The 16,327-nt window shown below is 66.6% G+C and carries 18 protein-coding genes; 8 read left to right on the forward strand and 10 right to left on the reverse strand.

From position 1 onward, the window contains the following. Nucleotides 1-3: 3 nt before the first annotated feature. On the reverse strand, nucleotides 4-990 hold the full coding sequence (locus ACAM49_RS19075) for an SIS domain-containing protein (RefSeq protein ID WP_369636882.1): 987 nt from the start codon (nucleotides 988-990) through the stop codon (nucleotides 4-6). Between the two features lie 85 nt (nucleotides 991-1,075). Here ACAM49_RS19075 and ACAM49_RS19080 point away from each other — a divergent pair, with 85 nt between their 5' ends. From ACAM49_RS19080 to ACAM49_RS19100, 5 genes are all read left to right on the forward strand, one after another. Then, nucleotides 1,076-2,317: an extracellular solute-binding protein gene (locus ACAM49_RS19080; protein WP_369636883.1), complete on the forward strand. Its 1,242-nt coding sequence runs from the start codon at nucleotides 1,076-1,078 to the stop codon at nucleotides 2,315-2,317. A gap of 59 nt (nucleotides 2,318-2,376) precedes the next feature. Further along, on the forward strand, nucleotides 2,377-3,213 hold the full coding sequence (locus tag ACAM49_RS19085; protein ID WP_369636884.1) for a carbohydrate ABC transporter permease: 837 nt from the start codon (nucleotides 2,377-2,379) through the stop codon (nucleotides 3,211-3,213). Beyond that, complete coding sequence (locus ACAM49_RS19090; protein WP_369636885.1) at nucleotides 3,210-4,037, forward strand: carbohydrate ABC transporter permease; 828 nt, start codon at nucleotides 3,210-3,212, stop codon at nucleotides 4,035-4,037. Before ACAM49_RS19085 ends, ACAM49_RS19090 begins: the two co-directional genes overlap by 4 nt. Next, nucleotides 4,034-4,825 carry a DeoR/GlpR family DNA-binding transcription regulator gene (locus ACAM49_RS19095; protein ID WP_369636886.1) on the forward strand — a complete coding sequence of 264 codons (792 nt, stop codon included), beginning with the start codon at nucleotides 4,034-4,036 and terminating at the stop codon, nucleotides 4,823-4,825. The genes ACAM49_RS19090 and ACAM49_RS19095 overlap by 4 nt, the downstream gene beginning before the upstream one ends. Nucleotides 4,826-4,965: 140 nt before the next feature. After that, entirely contained in the window at nucleotides 4,966-6,051 is a 1,086-nt protein-coding gene (locus tag ACAM49_RS19100) for a CSLREA domain-containing protein (RefSeq protein WP_369636887.1), read from the forward strand. A 142-nt stretch (nucleotides 6,052-6,193) separates the two neighbouring features. On the opposite strand, the gene ACAM49_RS19105 is transcribed toward ACAM49_RS19100, so the two are convergent. Next, nucleotides 6,194-6,823, reverse strand: a complete 630-nt coding sequence (locus ACAM49_RS19105) for a DUF4097 family beta strand repeat-containing protein (protein WP_369636888.1) — start codon at nucleotides 6,821-6,823, stop codon at nucleotides 6,194-6,196. A 140-nt stretch (nucleotides 6,824-6,963) separates the two neighbouring features. Continuing rightward, nucleotides 6,964-7,767, reverse strand: coding sequence for a DUF1460 domain-containing protein (locus ACAM49_RS19110; protein WP_369636889.1), 804 nt, complete (start codon nucleotides 7,765-7,767; stop codon nucleotides 6,964-6,966). A 101-nt stretch (nucleotides 7,768-7,868) separates the two neighbouring features. Here ACAM49_RS19110 and ACAM49_RS19115 point away from each other — a divergent pair, with 101 nt between their 5' ends. Then, a complete protein-coding gene (locus tag ACAM49_RS19115) occupies nucleotides 7,869-8,612 on the forward strand; it encodes a class I SAM-dependent methyltransferase (protein ID WP_369636890.1) in 744 nt (247 codons plus the stop codon). Nucleotides 8,613-8,641: 29 nt separating this feature from the next. On the opposite strand, the gene ACAM49_RS19120 is transcribed toward ACAM49_RS19115, so the two are convergent. From ACAM49_RS19120 to ACAM49_RS19130, 3 genes are all read right to left on the reverse strand, one after another. Then, entirely contained in the window at nucleotides 8,642-10,369 is a 1,728-nt protein-coding gene (locus ACAM49_RS19120) for an AIM24 family protein (protein ID WP_369636891.1), read from the reverse strand. A gap of 130 nt (nucleotides 10,370-10,499) precedes the next feature. Then, nucleotides 10,500-11,141 (reverse strand): cysteine hydrolase family protein, encoded by a 642-nt coding sequence (locus tag ACAM49_RS19125; protein ID WP_369636892.1) that lies wholly within the window; start codon nucleotides 11,139-11,141, stop codon nucleotides 10,500-10,502. A gap of 7 nt (nucleotides 11,142-11,148) precedes the next feature. Beyond that, on the reverse strand, nucleotides 11,149-11,475 hold the full coding sequence (locus ACAM49_RS19130) for a hypothetical protein (RefSeq protein ID WP_369636893.1): 327 nt from the start codon (nucleotides 11,473-11,475) through the stop codon (nucleotides 11,149-11,151). 70 nt (nucleotides 11,476-11,545) lie between these two features. Here ACAM49_RS19130 and ACAM49_RS19135 point away from each other — a divergent pair, with 70 nt between their 5' ends. Further along, on the forward strand, nucleotides 11,546-11,905 hold the full coding sequence (locus ACAM49_RS19135; RefSeq protein ID WP_369636894.1) for a winged helix-turn-helix transcriptional regulator: 360 nt from the start codon (nucleotides 11,546-11,548) through the stop codon (nucleotides 11,903-11,905). A 2-nt stretch (nucleotides 11,906-11,907) separates the two neighbouring features. Here the strand turns inward: ACAM49_RS19135 and ACAM49_RS19140 are convergent, their stop codons facing one another. The 3 genes from ACAM49_RS19140 to ACAM49_RS19150 all read right to left on the reverse strand — a co-directional run bounded on the left by ACAM49_RS19140 (nucleotide 11,908) and on the right by ACAM49_RS19150 (nucleotide 14,468). Continuing rightward, nucleotides 11,908-12,087 (reverse strand): hypothetical protein, encoded by a 180-nt coding sequence (locus tag ACAM49_RS19140; RefSeq protein WP_040813201.1) that lies wholly within the window; start codon nucleotides 12,085-12,087, stop codon nucleotides 11,908-11,910. A 147-nt stretch (nucleotides 12,088-12,234) separates the two neighbouring features. Then, on the reverse strand, nucleotides 12,235-13,455 hold the full coding sequence (locus tag ACAM49_RS19145; RefSeq protein WP_369636895.1) for a glycosyltransferase 87 family protein: 1,221 nt from the start codon (nucleotides 13,453-13,455) through the stop codon (nucleotides 12,235-12,237). A 143-nt stretch (nucleotides 13,456-13,598) separates the two neighbouring features. Further along, nucleotides 13,599-14,468, reverse strand: coding sequence for a LysR family transcriptional regulator (locus ACAM49_RS19150; protein WP_369636896.1), 870 nt, complete (start codon nucleotides 14,466-14,468; stop codon nucleotides 13,599-13,601). A gap of 83 nt (nucleotides 14,469-14,551) precedes the next feature. Here ACAM49_RS19150 and ACAM49_RS19155 point away from each other — a divergent pair, with 83 nt between their 5' ends. Then, nucleotides 14,552-15,559 carry a bile acid:sodium symporter family protein gene (locus ACAM49_RS19155; RefSeq protein ID WP_369636897.1) on the forward strand — a complete coding sequence of 336 codons (1,008 nt, stop codon included), beginning with the start codon at nucleotides 14,552-14,554 and terminating at the stop codon, nucleotides 15,557-15,559. Here the strand turns inward: ACAM49_RS19155 and ACAM49_RS19160 are convergent. Next, complete coding sequence (locus ACAM49_RS19160) at nucleotides 15,530-16,009, reverse strand: group III truncated hemoglobin (RefSeq protein WP_369636898.1); 480 nt, start codon at nucleotides 16,007-16,009, stop codon at nucleotides 15,530-15,532. The genes ACAM49_RS19155 and ACAM49_RS19160 overlap by 30 nt on opposite strands. Nucleotides 16,010-16,327 lie beyond the last annotated feature (318 nt).

The raw sequence follows: 16,327 nt of genomic DNA on the forward strand, positions 1-16,327 counted from the left end.
CCATCAGCCCAATATGACCGATCGGCTCAGGTTGCGTGGGCGATCCGGATCCAATCCCAGGTCAGCGGCGCGCAGTAGGCACAGTCGGTGCACCCGGACCAGCTCGGCCAGGGGGTCGATATCCCGATGCTCGAAATGTGCTCCGGTGGAGCGAATCTCGTCCGCCAGTCCCGGAACCATCGGCCCGAATGCCCACACCGCGCGCCCTGGCCCAGCGAGGCTGATCGGCCCGTGCCGGTACTCGGTCGCGAGGTAGGAGTCGGTCCAGGAGCGGCAGGACTCGCGCAGTTTCAGCGCGGCCTCGTCGGCGAGCGCGGCGGCGAAACCCATTCCCACGAAACCGATCTGCTCGGCATGTCGGACACCTTCCAGTGACTCGACGTCGGGCTCGGCCAGAACGGCGAGGGCCTGCGCGATTGCCGAGGAAAGGTCCTCGCCCAGGTGCCAGCGAAGAATCGCCAGCGTAGTTGTGGCAAACCGGGTTTGGACCACCGACCGCTCGTCCACCTCCGGAATGAGAATCGTCTCGGCCATCGACAGTGCCGGCGTCCCCGGACTGGAACTGATCACCGTCCGCGGAATCGCCTCGGGCAGTGCGGAGATGGCGTCCAGCACCTCGGTGGTCGTCCCGGACCGGCAGATCACCAGGTACCGGTCGTACTCGCGCCCGGTCGGCACCGCGCTCGCGGGCCACGCGTCGGTCAGCCCCTGACCTGCCGACTCTCGCAGAGACGCGAAGGCCCGAGCCATGAACAATGAGGTGCCACAACCGAGCACCGCCACTCGCTCACCCGAGACCGGCAGCAGGTTCCGATGGACCGCGGCGGTGTCGGCGGCGCGCGTCCAATCGTCGGGTTGGGTGGCCACTTCGGCGGCCAGATGGGTTGCGGGGAGAGAGATTCGATTCGCATCGGGCGGCACGTACCCAGGATCAACCCAGTGATCGTTCATGTCAATTTTACAGTCCAAACGATCACATTCGAGCAGCATTCACGTTAGATTCAGACAATACGAATCGTTCGCTACATCATCCGCGATTCGTGTCGCGGGGTGTGCAGATTGAGAGGCCCTTGTCGTGAAACGTCCACTGCCCGGCGCGCTTTCCTCCGTCGCGCTGCTGACCGGCCTGGTTCTGACGGTGTCCGCCTGCGGTTTCGGCGGCAGTAAGTCTGACGACTCGGACCCCAACACGCTCACCTTCCTGGCCCCGACCTACAGCGACGGCACCAAGGCCGAATGGGACGGCATCATCGCCGACTTCCAGAAGGCCAATCCGGATATCAAGGTCAAACTCTCGATGGAGTCGTGGGATTCGATCAATGATGTGGTCCGCACCAAGCTGCAGTCCAAGGGCACCACGCCCGACATCCTGAACATCGACGCCTACTCGACCTTCGCCACGGACGGGCAGCTGTACCCCGCGACCGACATCGTGGAACCCTCGGTCATCACCGATATCCAGCCGGGCTTCGCCAAGAACGCGTCCATCAACGGAACCCAGTGGGCGCTACCGCTTTTCGCCTCCACCCGCACGCTGTTCTACAACACCGACCTGTTCACCAAGGCCGGTATCGCCGCACCGCCCAAGACCTGGGCCGACCTCACCGAGGACGCCAAGAAGATCCAGGCGCTCGGCGGTGTCTCCGGCTACGGGCTGCCGCTGGGCAGTGAGGAGGCCCAGGGCGAGACCTCCATCTGGACCTTCGGTGCGGGCGGGTCCTGGTCCGACGGCGACAAGGTCACCGTGGACACCCCGGCCAATCTCGAAGGCGTGAAGGCCATGAAGGCCATCGCGGAAGCCGGTGTGACCGAACCGAATCCGGGCGCGACCAACCGGCTCGACGTCATCAACGCCTTCATCCAGGGCAAGATCGGAATGATCGAGGGCCTGCCGCCGACCATCAGCCAGATCGCGACCAAGAACCCGGGCCTGAAGTACGCCACCGCGCCCTCGCCGACCAAGACCGGCGACCCGGTCACCCTGGGCGTCGCCGATCACCTGATGGCGTTCAAGAAGGACGGTAACAAGGCCCCGGCCATCAAGAAGTTCCTCACCTACTTCTATTCCGCCACGGTGTATTCGAAGTTCGTGAGCAGCGAGCACTTCATCCCGATCACCAACAGCGCCGCGGCCGCGCTGGCCGACGATCCGGTGACCAAGGCGTTCGCGGCGACCCTGCCGGTGGCCAAGTTCTACCCCAGCAACAACCCCAAGTGGGGTGCGGCGCAGGGCGCGATCCGGCAGCAGATGGGGACCATCGCACAGGGCAGTGATCCCGCCTCGGTGCTGCAGAAGATTCAGCAGGCGGCGAGTTGAGGGGCGTCGCCTCCCATCGATCCACGGCCACGTTGCGCGCGTTGCCGTGGATCGGCCCTGTGCTCATCCTGATCGCGGCGGTGGTGGCCTTCCCCGCCGCGTACATGTTCTGGACCTCGACCCGTGATCTGAGCGCCTACGGTCAGGATCGCGGACCGGCCGGATTCGCCAATTTCCGACGGCTTTTCCGGATCGAGGAGCTGCCGTCGATCCTGGTGCACACGCTGGTGTGGGTGGCCGCGGTCGTGGTGATCACGCTGGTGCTCTCGGCAGGTCTGGCGCAGTTCCTGAACAAGGACTTCCCGGGACGGACGGCGGTGCGGCTGGCGATCCTGGTGCCGTGGGCGGCGTCGGTGGTCATGACGACCACCATCTTCGACTACATGCTGGACCCGGACGTGGGCATCGCGAATCGGTTCCTGGTGGATATCGGGGTGCTGGACCGGGGATTCGGGTTCACCAAACAGCCGGGCCCGGCGTTCCTGGTGGCCATCGGGGTGGCGGTGTTCGTGTCCATCCCGTTCACGACCTACACGATTCTGGCTGGGCTGCAATCGATTCCGGCGGACATGGACGAGGCGGGAAGGGTGGACGGCGCGAGCTCCTGGCAGCGCTATCTGTATCTGACTCTGCCGCAGCTGCGTCCGGCCATGGCGGTCGCGACGGTCATCAACATCATCAACTCGTTCAACTCGCTGCCCATCCTGCAAGTACTGACCGGCAGCATCGCGGGCTTCTCGGCCGACACCACAACGACGTTGACCTTCAAGCTGATTCGGCAGAATCAGCAGGTCGCCACGGCCGCCGCCATGAGCGTCCTGAACTTCGTGCTGATCCTGGTGATCATCGCGATCTACGTGAAGCTCATCCGGCCCGCCGGTGAGGAGGCCCGATGACCTCGCGGCGACGGTGGGGCCTGACGGCCGTCGGTGCCGTGCTCGCGGCGTTGTTCCTGCTGCCGTACCTGGTGATGCTGCTGGGCTCGCTCAAACCGCGCTCGGAGATCCTGCGGATCCCGCCGACCTACATTCCCGAGCAGTGGCGGCCGGACAACTACTCGACCATGTGGCACACACCCGAGACGCCGCTGCCGTTCAATCTGGTGAGTACCGCGGTGATCTCGGTGTTCGGCACCCTGCTGGTGCTGATCGTGGCCATCCCGGCCGCCTACTACACCGCGCGGCGGCGGTTCCCGGGCAAGGCGCTGTTCCTGGGCCTGGTGCTGGTCACCCAGATGCTGCAACCGACCGTGCTGGTCACCGGCCTGCTGCGGGAATTCTTCACGCTCGGCATCAATGACACCTGGCTGGCCATGATCCTGGTGAACGGCGCGTTCAATCTCTCGTTCGCCGTGTGGATCCTGCACAGCTTCTTCGCGGGCATCCCGATCGAAGTGGAGGAGGCCGCGCAGCTCGACGGGCTCAACCGCTGGCAGATCCTGACCCGGGTGAGCCTGCCGCTGGTGTGGCCGGGCATCGTCACCGCCACCGTGTTCGCCTTCGTGTCCTGCTGGAACGAATTCGCCGCCAGCCTGGTCATTCTCACCACGCCGGAGAATCAGCCGCTGTCGGTGGCGCTGACCAAGTTCGTCGGGCAGTACGACGTGGCTTGGCAATATGTCTTCGCCATCTCTACGGTCGGCATCGTGCCCGTAGTCATCCTGTTCGCGCTCATCGAGAAGCGCCTGGTCGCCGGCCTCACCGCCGGCAGCGTGAAATGACCGCTCCGACCGATCGGTCCCAGCGGTGGAGTCGCCTGCTGGAACTGCTCGCCGGTACGGGGCGGCTCACGGTGGAGGAGGCGGCGGAGCGGCTGGGCGCATCGCCCGCCACCATTCGCCGCGACTTCACCGCGCTCGCTGACCAGGGGCTGGCCACCCGCACCCACGGTGGCATCGTCGCCACTGCGGTCGCGTACGATCTGCCCGCGCGCTACCGGGGCAGTGGTGACGAGGCCAAGCAGCGGGTGGCGGAACACGCTGCGGCCCTGGTGGATCCGGCGGAGGTGGTGGCGATGAACGGGGGGACGACCACCACGGCCGTGGCCCGGGCGATCGCGGGTCGCACGGATCTGCCCACCTCCGCCGATCATGAGCTCACCATCGTCACCAACGCGCTCAATATCGCCGCCGAACTCGTGCTGCGTCCCCACCTGCGCACGATCTGCCTGGGCGGCATGGCCCGCCGCGAATCCTATGAACTTCACGGTCCGCTGGCCGCTCTGTCCTTGAACGAATTGCGTTTGGACACCTTGATTCTCGGTGCCGAGGCATTCTCCGCCGAGGGCGGAGCGCAGTGCCGCCACCTCGACGAGGCGGGTATCAATGCCGAAATGGTCCGCCGCGCCCGCCGCGTCATCGGCGTGGCCACGGCCGACAAACTGAACCGCACCGCGCTGGCCCGCATCTGCCCGATCGACTCCCTGCGGATTCTGGTCATCGATCGCGATGCCGATCCGGCCGCGCTGGCCGCCATCCGCGAGGCGGGAGTGGACGTCCACCTGGTCTGAGCCGAGGTAATGAATTGTGCGGGCGGCCAAGATGTTTGTGCAGTTCACAAGGGGACAGCGATTCCGTACCGCCTCGCCGCGCATCCTTGTTAGAACGATCGGTGTAGTTATTCACTCCCGGTTCTCGTGGGGGCACGCCGATGTGGACATCGCGTCTCGCAATTCTCGGTACCGCCGCACTGAGCGGTGGCTGTCTGGCCGCCGGTCCCGCTGCGGCACAACCCGATCCGGTCGCGGCGGCGACCTTCGTGGTGACGACCACCGCGGATGGCGCGGCCGCCGATCCACTCGCGGGCGAATGCCGCACTCGCGCCGGCGAATGCACGCTGCGGGCCGCGATCCAGGCGGCCGATGTGCGGCCGGGGAGCACCGTCATCGTGCCGCCGGGCCATTACACGCTGACCATCCCGCCGAACCTGCTGAATACCGAAGGGCCGCTGGTGGATCCGACGACCGGTGATCTGGACGTCACCGCCGACACCACCATTATCGGTGCGGGACAGGACGAGACGGTGCTCGACGCGGGGCATCGCGACCGGGTGCTGGTCACCACCGCGCACGTCTCGATCAGCGGGCTGACGGTCACCGGCGGCAATGCCGCCGAGCACGAAATCCCCTTCTACGACACCGGAGGCGGCGGTATCGCCAACTCCGGGAAGCTGCGCCTCGACCACGTCACCGTGACCGGCAATGCCGCCGACTACGGCGGCGGCATCTTCAATATCCCCATTGCCGATCTCGTCATGACCGACAGCATCATCTCGGGCAATTACTCCGGCGAAGCGGGCGGCATCCGCTGCGACAACACCTGCGCCTTCACCCGTACTTCGATCACGGACAACCACGTGATCAACCCCGGAAGGTGGTACCGCCCAGGCGGATTCGCGGGTCGCGGCGGTGGGCTCGATATCCGCGGCATCGGGCAGGTCGTGCTGATCGATTCGATCGTGACGGGCAATTCGGCCACCGATGGCGGCGGGGGCATCAATATCGCCCCCGCCTACCTCGACACCCTGCCGTACCAGCTCACGGATGTCTTCGATCCCGGTCTGGGCACCCTGATCCTGCGGGGCACCACGGTCGCGGCCAACACCTCCGGGCTGGGCGAACAGAACTGCAAGAAGGTTTTCGCCCAGATCATTTCCGCCGGAGCCAATCTCGGCAGCGACACGTCCTGCGACCTGACCGCCACCGGCGACGAGATTCGTCCCGACGCTGGGCGCTGACCTCTCCTCTTCGAAAGGCCGAATCTCATGGGCTCCTTCAATGTCGGCGACTGGATGACCACGCTCGGGCAAGCCTTCGCGTGGCTGACCTCCGTGGTCATCTCCATCGCCTCCACGGCCAGCTCGCACTGACCTCTAGCCGCTACACCGCCGCGGTGTTGTGGATGGTGATGTTGCCGGACGAGTTCTTGGCGTTGACCTCGACGGTGTCACCGGCCTGAGCGACCGGGCCCAGCTGGTTGTGGACCGCCCCGTTGGGGGTGTTGGTCTTCAGGACCGCGGCGCTGGCGGGGTTGATGCCGACCTCGATCGCGCCGACGGAGGTCTCCAGCTGGAGCACGCCGCGTACGGCGTCGCCGATGGTGATATTGCCCTGGGCGACCTTCGCGGTCACCGAACCCTGCGGCTGCTCGAAGGTGATGTCGCCCAGCGAGAGTTCGACGTTCGAGTCGCCGAGCGGCCCGCTGCCCAGCAGCGCGCCGGCGGCGACGGCGCCCTTCAGCTGGGAGCCGGTGGGGACCTGCACGGTCACCTCGATCGAGGACTTGCCCTTGAACGAGGTGCGCCAGCCCTTCGGGGTCTGCACCGACAGGGTGTTGTCGGCGAAGGAGACCTGGGTCTGCTCGACGGCGTGCAGGTCGGCCTTCTTGTCCGCGTCGGTCGGCTTGATGTCGACGGTGGTGTCGGTGCGGTCGGAGGCGATGACGGTGACGTTGGCGACGGCCAGGTCGAGCTCGACGGTGATGGCGGCGGGGGTCTGGAAGGCGTTCATGGTGTGTCTCCTGTGTGGGTGTTTCGGTCGGTGTGAGAACTACTTTCACCGGCCCGGCTGATACCGGACTGACACCGCACTGACACGCCCGCTGACACCAAGTTCAGCCTGGTCAGGGCTATTTGAGGCCTTGGTTGGGATTAGTTGGGGCGCAGCACCACCAGGCCCGGCACCGTGTTCAGGTACTGGGTGAGCGGGCTGTCGACGACCTGGTTGTCGGCCGCCAGGGAAGAGGCGTTGCGGAACATGGGCCCGTTGGGGGTGTTGATGAAGATGCCCACGTGGGAGACGTCCAGACCGGCCTGATCGGTGTACGCGCCGAGGAAATCGCCGGTGTGGAGCTGCGAGATGACCGCGTTGTCCACGGCCGCGCTGGGAATGAAGGTGATATTGCGGTCCACCACGGGCAGGCCCGGAAGGTAGTTGCCGCCATCGGCTTTCGCGTTCAGGTGCTTGGTGACGGTGACCGCGCCGGGGGTGAGGGTCGCGGTGATGTCGTTCGCGGCCGTGCGATTGACGTAGGCCCAGTCGGTGAAGAAGTGCTTGCGGCGGGGGAACTCGACCTGGCCGTCGGCGTATCGGGTGGCGATGAGGTTCTGCACGAAGTCGCCGCGGTTGGTGGAGCGGCTCAACGCCTCCACGTAATCGAGATAGGTGAAGCAGTCGACGCGGCGGAAGTCGATCACCAGCTGTTCGGGCTGGGAGGCCGAGCCGATGAGCATATTCGCGCCGTACGGGGTGCCGCGGAAACGGGCGGACAGTTGCGCGATGGCGTCGGTGCGCGGGCCGGACAGGGAGTTCCGCAGGGCCAGGAGGTCATCCAGCTGCTGGGAGGTCGCGCCGTCCAGGTTCGGTTCGGGAGTGGCCATGGCCTGGGCGGGCATGAGAGCCAAGCCGAGAACGAGCGTGACCAGCATGAGCAGGACGCGGGTGACAGTGCGCAAAACCCCTCCATCAGAACGAGACGTGCAGATCGAACCTAACACTGGATTTCTGTCCCAGACAATCCTTTCGCTGGGTTGGAACTATCCGTAAGCTGCGCATCATGATCGCGACTGAGGCGACGCGGCAGCGCATCGCGGAGCTGCTCGTTCCCGAATCTACCGTTGTCGACGGGTATCTCGATGTGCTCGGGGCGGACACGCCGCCCATCAAGGGGATCGGGCAGGCGGCCATGCGGGTGCCGTTCGTGTCGCGGATCTACGAACCGATCTGGCGGAATTTCTTCCGGCTCGCCATGGGCAGCAATGCCGTCGGGGTGCGGCGGGAGAAGCAGCGGGCGGTGGACTCGCTGGGGATCGCCGAGGGTGCGCGGGTGCTCGATGCCGGGTGCGGACCGGGATTGTTCACGCGGGCATTCGGCCGGGCGGCGGGGGAGTCGGGGCTGGCCATCGGGCTGGACGCGTCGCCGTCCATGCTGGCGGAGGCGGCGCGCACCAATGCGGTCGGACCGGTCGGATTCGTGCGCGGGGATGCCGGGCGGCTGCCGTTTCGCGACAAGACCTTCGATGCCGTGGCCTGTTTCTTCGCCCTGCACTTCTTTCCGGACGCCGAGGGGGCGCTGGCCGAGATCGCGCGGGTGGCGGCGCCGGGCGGGCGGATCGCGGTGACCGCGCTGGCGCATCCGGACGTCGTCGACTTCCCGCTCTTCCGGCGGGTCTACGCGATCGGCGGCGCGCGCAGCCTCGGCTATCACGTGGTGCCCGACGTCCTGACCGCGGCGGGCTGCGAGATCACCGGCCGGAAGTCCTCCGGCGCGGTGCAATTCGTGACCGCGGTCAAGCGCTGAGCGTCGTGACCGCGGTCGAGTACTGACCGCTAGCCGAGCAGGCCGCCCAGCAGGCCGCCGGACTGGCCGGCCTCCTGGCCGCCGCCGGTGCCGCCGATGAAGCCGCCCGGCGGCAGTTCGGACGGCTGCACGATGACGAAACCGCGACCCGAGAACGACAGGGTCAGGCCCTCGCCGGTGCTGCGGCCGATCAGGCGGCTGAAGCCGAACGAGTCGTTGCGCTTGATCCCGGTCTGCAGGCTCGACGACCACGCCACCGCGGCCTGCGGGTCGGCGTAGGTCGGCTGGTCGACATTGAGGACCACCGGCTGCCCGTGTGTCGTGATGGCGATGCGGCCGCGGCCGGTGAACACGCAGTTGAAGAAGCCCGCGTTGCTCGCGATGCCGGCCGCGCCCTGCACCCGCTGGATGTTGTAGGACAGCGAGGAATCGAACGCGAGGACGTTCGCTCCATTGATGGTCAGACCATCTGTCCCGTCCAGATCCACGGTGTGCACATCGGCCGCGGCATTGGCCAGGAACAGATCCCCGCGCCCGGACACCTGCATGAGCGGCACGCCCTCACCGGTCAGCCGCTGCTGGATGGCCCGGCCGATGCCGCCGGAACCGAGCGCCTTGAAATGCAGATCGCCCTGATAGGCCACCATCGATCCGGCCCGCGCCAGGGTCTCCCCGTTCACCGCGACCCGAATCATCTTGCCGCCCTGCTTCTGAATGCCGACACCGCTGACCTCGGCATGGCTCGGGTTGAACAGCTCGCTCTGCACGGACGGGACTCCTTGTGGTGCGGGGAAATTCGGCATCGGGGCCGCGGCTTGGTAGGACTGCCCGGCCGCGGGCGGCTGGCTCGGCATCGGAGGCTGGCCCGGCGCATAAGGCTGGCCGGGCTGAGCCGGGTTATAGGGCTGGCTGGGCGGTAGCGGCTGGCCCGAGCCGTACGGTTGGGGCTGACCAGGGGCGTAAGGCTGGCCGGGCACGGGCGGCTGGCCCGGCATCGAAGGTTGGCCCGGCGCATAGGGCTGTCCGGGCTGAGCCGGGTTGTAGGGCTGGCCCGAGCCGAATGGCTGCGGCTGTCCCGATCCATACGGTTGGGGCTGGCCCGGCGCTGGTTGGCCCGGTGCGGGCTGGGGTGGTGAGTAAGCCTGTGTGTCCGCGGTTCTCGGCGACCCGGGAGGTGGGGGCGGCGGGGCGAACTGCGACGGTGGGAGCGGCGGGACGGACTGCGGCGGCGTGGATTGCGGTGCGGCGGCGGGCTCGGGGTCGTCGTCGATATTGACGCCGAAGGCCGAGGCCAGACCGGCCAGTCCGTTGTCATAGCCCTGGCCGAGCGCGCGCACCTTCCAGGCGTCGCCGCGCCGATAGATTTCCACGCAGACCACGGCCGCCTCGGTGCTGAGCCGATCCATGGCGAACTCCAGTGTGCCCGCGTCGGATCCGATGGTGGCGGTCAGCGAGCCCACCCCGGCGAAGGTGGCGGGCCCGCTGCCGTCCAGGCTCGCGGTGATGGCGACCTTGTCCACATCGGCGGGTAGCGCGGAGGTCTGGATGTCGACCATGTCCCCGGCCCCGCGCCCGTGCCGGTACACGACGCCGGGCGCGACCGGCTGATTGAAGAACACGAAGTCGCCATCGGACCGCACCCGCCCATCGGCGTTGAGCAGCAGCGCCGACACATCGACGGCGGCGGAACACCGCACGGTCACCGTCATCCGGTCGGCGGGTGCGGGGCGATTCTCCCCGCGGGCGAGTGTCGTCACCGTGCCCCCTGCGGGTCGCGGCGGACCTGTTCGTGCGATACCCGATTCACGGCTACCAGTGTGTCGAAGATTCGCCTCGAGGGCCATCGGGAACTACCCCGAGAATCCCCTGGTAGGCACCCGGCTACCGCTACTTCCGGTGCATGAGCTCGATCAGCGTCTCGGTATCGGTGGTCCGCGAACCCCCGGCGAACTCCAGCGTGGCGTGTGCGCGTGCCGCGGCCTCCGGGTGTCCGGCACCGCAGGCGTCGGTCACCATGATCGGCAGGTAGCCGAGATCGGTGGCGTGGCGAACGGTCGGCTCGATGCCCACCTCCATGGCGATACCGGCAATGGCGAAGGCGCTGATGCCCAAGTCGCGCAGCGCGATATCGAGCGGCGTGCCCGCGAACGCGGACATGGTGATCTTGTCGAAGACGACCTCGTCGGGATCGGGGGACAGTTCGGGGACCAATTGGTACTGCGGTGAGCCCTGCGGAAAGGCGGCCCGCACCTGCGCCGGGTCGTCCACGTGCTGCCACTCCATGGCCGTGCGCAACTGCGAAATCCCCGCGGCCGCCGGGGGAATCGACATGTGCCGGGTATAGAACACCCGGAACCCGTTCGCGCGCGCCGCATCCCGCAGCCGCAGGCACGACTTCACGATCCGGTCCCCGTCGGGAACCTGACCGACGATCCCGGCCTGCATGTCATAGATCAGCACCGCCATCCGCCCGGGATCGCAAGCGTCCTCGACGGTTTGGGGGATGCTCAGGCCGTAGGCTTGTCGCATGGCGTCCTCAGCGGGTGCGGTCGTAGGGTTCGGCGACGTCCACCGACGCGTCCATCAGCGCCTCGAGCGGCAGCGGCGCGGTGACCGGGACGTAGGTCCACTCCAGGAATCCCTTCTTGGTGAGCGGGAAGTCGTCGACGTAGCGCTTGGCCTCCTCGACGCTGTCCACCTCGAAGACGATGACCACCCCCGGCTCGTCGGCGCGGGCGTAGTTCTCCCGCACGATCCCGGCCTTCCACAGCCGCCACACATTGGCGACCTCCTCGGGCAGGAACGGGGTGATGGTCTCGAGGGTGACGCCGGGCTTGAATCGATCGAATGTAATGACCTTCATGGGAATTCATGAAAGCCCGATGATTACAGTGTTACAAGAACGCACTTTTCGGTAAGTACCCGGAGGGAATGTGACAGCGCGCATCGGAGAAAGTGGCGGGAAGCGCTACAACTGCCCGGTCGAGGTGACCGTCGAACTGATCGGCGGCAAATGGAAGCCGGTGATCCTGGCGCATCTCAAGGAGGGCGTGCGCCGCTACGGCGAACTGCGCAGGCTCATGCCGGACACGAGTGAGAAGATGCTCGTCCAGCAGCTGCGCGAACTGGAATCCGATGGGCTGGTGCGGCGCACGGCTTTTCCGACCGTCCCGCCCCAGGTCGAATACGACCTCACCGACGAGGGCTGGAGCCTCGTACCGGTGCTGACCGCGCTCTACGAATGGGGTGAGAAGCGCGGTGCCCGAACGGGTCTCGTCATCGAGACCCCGTGAACTCAGGCGGCTTCGGCCTCGCCGCGATCCGTGCGATCCCAACCCGGGACATCGGCTTCGTACATGGCGCGATGTGTGGCGCACCGGTACTTCGGCCCCGGTTTGATGAAGGCGGGATCCAGGCGCTGCGCGAACGTGAGGTTCTCACGCCGCCAGCAATCGATGCACACCGGCTCAGCCATGGCGTCCTCCTCGGTTTATCGCTCGCGAAAGGTATGCGAGAGAGGGATTCCCATTGAAGGCTCGAATCGGATATAGGTTCTGGAACTCTTCCATAACGGATGCGGTCAGATAGCCGACCGGTCGGTTGGGTGAGAATCGAGCCTGGTTTACAAGGTACCGCGAACCGGTTGCCGTCGCAGCCGGACCACCACGCATCCGATGATGATCAGGTAAACAATCACGTAGCAGTTCAACAGGATCTGCGAGATGGGCCACGACGGTGGGAACAGGAACCAGCCGACCACCACCCAGGTGTCGTTCCAGTGGTAGGACCAGGCCCCGGTGGCCAGATACAGCAGGCCCGCGGCCGACCACCAGCGCGTTTCGGTCTCGGCGCGATGCACCAGATAGACGAACAGCGGCAGGAACCAGACCCAGTGGTGGTTCCAGGAGAACGGCGACACCACGCACGAGGTCAGGCCCGCGAGCGTCACGGTGAGCAGCTTCTCGCCGTGGTTGTAGAGCGCGGCGGCCAGTAGCAGTCCGCCGATCGCCACCGGCACCGCGAGCAGCAGCCACAGCCACTGTGGCACTTGATGACCCGAGAGATGGGCGATGGCGCCGCGCAGGGATTGATTGGCCGGCTGCGTATCCGGGGCGATGCGGTCGGACTGGAAGAACGTCTTGGTCCAGTACTGCTTGGAGTCCGAGGGCAGTGCGGCCCAGGCGATCAGGATGGTCAGCACGAAGGTGGCCGACGCGGTCACCGCCGCCCGCCACTGCCGCAGCACCAGGAACTGCGCCACGAAATACAGCGGCACCAGCTTGATACCGGCGGCCAGTCCGACTCCGATGCCGCGTAATCGGCTGCGCTCCGGGCGCGTGAAATCCCAGAGGATCAAGGCCATCAGGACCAGGTTGATCTGCCCGTAGTACAGGGTGGTGCGCACCGGCTCCAGGAACATGCAGGTCGCGGTCAGCAGCACGCTGATCGCTGCCAGTCGCCAGGTGAGGCGGTAGCCGAGTACGCGCCAGCACAACAGGACACACGCGAACAGCACGCAGATGTTCAGTGCCAGCCAGGTATTCGTGACCGCGGCCCAGGGGATCGCCAGGATCGGCAGGAAGATGAGGGTGGAGAACGGCGTGTAGGTGTAGGACAGTCCGCGATGAGTGGTCTCGGTGTAGAGCGGATGACCGTTGTAGATCTTCCACGCGCCGTCGCGGTAGACGTGGACGTCGAAACCGCCCGCGAGGAAACCCACCTCGTCCAGCCACGGATCCACCGTCAGGAAGATCAGGACCATCGACATCACCGCGCCGAAGCCCAGTACCCACCACGTCGTCCGGCTCGTGGTCGGCGGCGACATACGGGAGTCGGCAACCACCGCACGGTCTTTCGTTCTTGCACCGATCAAGAGCAACCCACCTCAGCTGTGCGATACCACCCTGTCGAGCTCTCCAAACCGCTGAACGCGTAAGGCTCCAGCCTGTCCGCCCAGCACCCTACAATGCTGCGGCGGCGCTCCCGTCACATGCCCGACCGTGTGGTCTGGAGTGATAGGCGGCGGGTATTGGCGGTGATGGCATCGGCAAGGGCCTGTTCCGGATCGGACAGGCGGGTGCGGCGGTGCATGAGGACGAAATCCAGATCGCCCAATTCGGGCAGTCGAGGGTCGTTCAGTGATACCAACCCGTCGGGCAGGACACCCTCGGCGTGGACGATGACGCCGAGTCCCGCCAGCGCGGCCGCGCGCAGGCCCAGGAGGCTGTCGCTGACGCAGGTCACACGGCAGGTGCGGCCCGCGTGCTTGAGCGCCCGCAGCGCCAATTGCCGGGTCAGGCTCGGCTTCGGATAGGTGATCAAGGGCACAGGGTCGTCGAATTCCGTTGTGGCGCTGCGGCCCGCCCACACCAGCCGATCCCGCCACAGCAGCGTGCCGTGCCGCTCGCCGGGCAGTCGCTTGCCGAAGACCAGGTCCAGTTCGCCCGCGTTCATGCGGGTTTTGAGGTTCTCGCTCAGGCCCACCGTGAGCTCGAGGTCCACGCCGGGATGCGTGCGCTGGAACTCCACCAGGATGTCGGGCAGCTCGCGAGCCATCACATCGTCGGACGCGCCGAGGCGGACCAGGCCGGTGAGGGTGGAGCCGGAGAAGTACGCCTCGGCCTGGGCCTGGGCGTCGAGGATGGTGCGGGCGAAGCCGATCATGGCCGCGCCGTCGGCGGTGAGCGCCAGATTGCGGGTGTCGCGGCGGAAGAGTTCACGCCCGGCGGCCTGCTCGAGTCGTGCGATATGACCGCTCACGGTGGACTGGCGCAGGCCCAACTGGCGGCCCGCGGCGGTGAAGCCACCGGCCCGCTCGACGGCGAGGAAGGTTCTTAGCAGCTCGGGTTCGAACACCGAGTAATTATCGCGTATCGCGATGAGAGATATCGGATCGAACGCCTATCGCGATCTATGTCTTGCACCCTACCGTCGAATGAGTGCAGCTACTGGCCAAACTCCGCATCGACTCCTTCATGCTCGGCATCCTCGCCACCGTGGCGCTGGCCGCCGTCCTCCCCGCGCGCGGCACCGCGGCCGATGTACTCGATTGGGCCACCAAGATCGCCATCGCGGTCCTGTTCCTGCTCTACGGCGCCCGCCTGGAACCCCGCGAGGCCCTGGCCGGGCTGAAGCACTGGCGACTGCACGCCCTTGTACTGTCCGCCACGTTCATCGTCTTCCCGCTGCTCGGCCTGGCCCTGCGGTTGCTGGTGCCCTCGGTCCTCACCCCCGACCTCTACACCGGCATCCTGTTCCTCTGCCTGGTGCCGTCGACCGTCCAGTCCTCCATCGCCTTCACCGCCCTGGCTCGCGGCAATGTCGCCGGTGCCGTGGTCAGTGCCTCGCTGTCCAACCTGATCGGTGTCTTCGCGACACCGCTGCTGGTGATGGCTTGCATGAGTACCACTGCGGGCGTGCGGGTTTCGCCCTCGGCGATCGGCACCATCGTGATCCAACTCCTCCTCCCGTTCCTGGCGGGCCAACTCCTACGCCCCCGCCTGGGCTGGCTCCTCGGCCACCCCGCCGCCACCAAGACCGTCGACCGAGGCTCGGTCTACCTGGTCGTCTACTCCGCCTTCAGTGCCGGTGTGGCAGAAGGCATCTGGCACGGCCTCTCTGCCCGAGTCCTCATCTCCACGGCCCTGATCTGCGCCGCCCTCCTGGCAGTCGTCCTGGCCATCACCTCGACAACCAGCCGCCTACTGGGCTTCTCCCGCGAAGACCGAATCGTGGTCACCTTCTGCGGCTCGAAGAAGAGCCTGGCCACCGGCCTCCCCATGGCTTCGGTCCTCTTCGCCGGCCACCCCGTCGGCCTGATCGTCCTGCCCCTCATGCTCTTCCACCAGATCCAACTCTTCACCTGCGCAGTCTTGGCCCAGCGCTACGCCCGCCAGACCGAGTCGGCTCCCGTCGAATCACCTGCCGCCACAGCCGAATTGGTGTAAGCCTTGAGCCGCACGCAATCGCACGGCCGCCAGCGGAACGAAACCGGGACCGACGGAGACAGCCGAACCGTCGGCCCCGGTCATCCGCTTCAGCATCGACACCGCGATCCGCTCACCCTGAGCTTTGGCACGTTCCGCGTTCGGTCCCGCGTAGCGGCCATCCACCGCCGCATGCCAGAGCTGCACCCACCGCCCGAAGTCGGCGGCCGTGAGTGGCCGCGCCGCATGCAACTTGCTGTGCGGGACCATCGCATTGCGCTTGTACTCCGCTGTCCGGAACAGCGCCCGCTCCCAGAAGTCCCCGATCCGAGGCTGGTGCACCTCGAGGTCGGTCCCCGCGATCTCGGTAAAGAAAGGCCCGATCAGCGGATCCGCGAACGCCTCCCCGTAGAACCGCCGCAACAGCTCATCCAAATCCCCCCGACCGCCAATATCACGTCGAGTACCCATGCCCCCAAGCTAACGAGGAACACCCACACCCTCAGTAGCCGCGATCACAACCCCACCACCCATCTCCGGTGACCTCTATTACGTACCCGCCGACCTCATTTCGACCAGCCCCCGGCGGTGAGAATGCAATCCTGGACACAAATCGCGAGAAGAGTTGTGCGTCAGTGCATTGTCGTGGATCAGGTGGGTTCGGGGTGGTCGGTGGCGGCGGCGAAGAGGGTGGCTAGGGTGGCGGCTACGGGGGCGGTGCGGTCGAAGGTGTAGCCGAGGTCTCGGGCGTGGCCGTCGAAGAGGTGCCAGGTGGAGGAGGTGAGGAGG

The organism is Nocardia sp. JMUB6875 (assembly GCF_041154655.1).
Taxonomy (GTDB): domain Bacteria; phylum Actinomycetota; class Actinomycetes; order Mycobacteriales; family Mycobacteriaceae; genus Nocardia.

Excerpts from the sequence above, each read along its gene's own strand:
- ACAM49_RS19075 (WP_369636882.1), bottom strand. The coding sequence starts at position 990 with ATGCTGCTCGAATGTGATCGTTTGGACTGTAAAATTGACATGAACGAT.
- ACAM49_RS19090 (WP_369636885.1), top strand. The coding sequence starts at position 3,210 with ATGACCTCGCGGCGACGGTGGGGCCTGACGGCCGTCGGTGCCGTGCTC.
- ACAM49_RS19095 (WP_369636886.1), top strand. The coding sequence starts at position 4,034 with ATGACCGCTCCGACCGATCGGTCCCAGCGGTGGAGTCGCCTGCTGGAA.
- ACAM49_RS19100 (WP_369636887.1), top strand. The coding sequence starts at position 4,966 with ATGTGGACATCGCGTCTCGCAATTCTCGGTACCGCCGCACTGAGCGGT.
- ACAM49_RS19105 (WP_369636888.1), bottom strand. The coding sequence starts at position 6,823 with ATGAACGCCTTCCAGACCCCCGCCGCCATCACCGTCGAGCTCGACCTG.
- ACAM49_RS19115 (WP_369636890.1), top strand. The coding sequence starts at position 7,869 with ATGATCGCGACTGAGGCGACGCGGCAGCGCATCGCGGAGCTGCTCGTT.
- ACAM49_RS19125 (WP_369636892.1), bottom strand. The coding sequence starts at position 11,141 with ATGCGACAAGCCTACGGCCTGAGCATCCCCCAAACCGTCGAGGACGCT.
- ACAM49_RS19130 (WP_369636893.1), bottom strand. The coding sequence starts at position 11,475 with ATGAAGGTCATTACATTCGATCGATTCAAGCCCGGCGTCACCCTCGAG.
- ACAM49_RS19140 (WP_040813201.1), bottom strand. The coding sequence starts at position 12,087 with ATGGCTGAGCCGGTGTGCATCGATTGCTGGCGGCGTGAGAACCTCACG.
- ACAM49_RS19160 (WP_369636898.1), bottom strand. The coding sequence starts at position 16,009 with ATGGGTACTCGACGTGATATTGGCGGTCGGGGGGATTTGGATGAGCTG.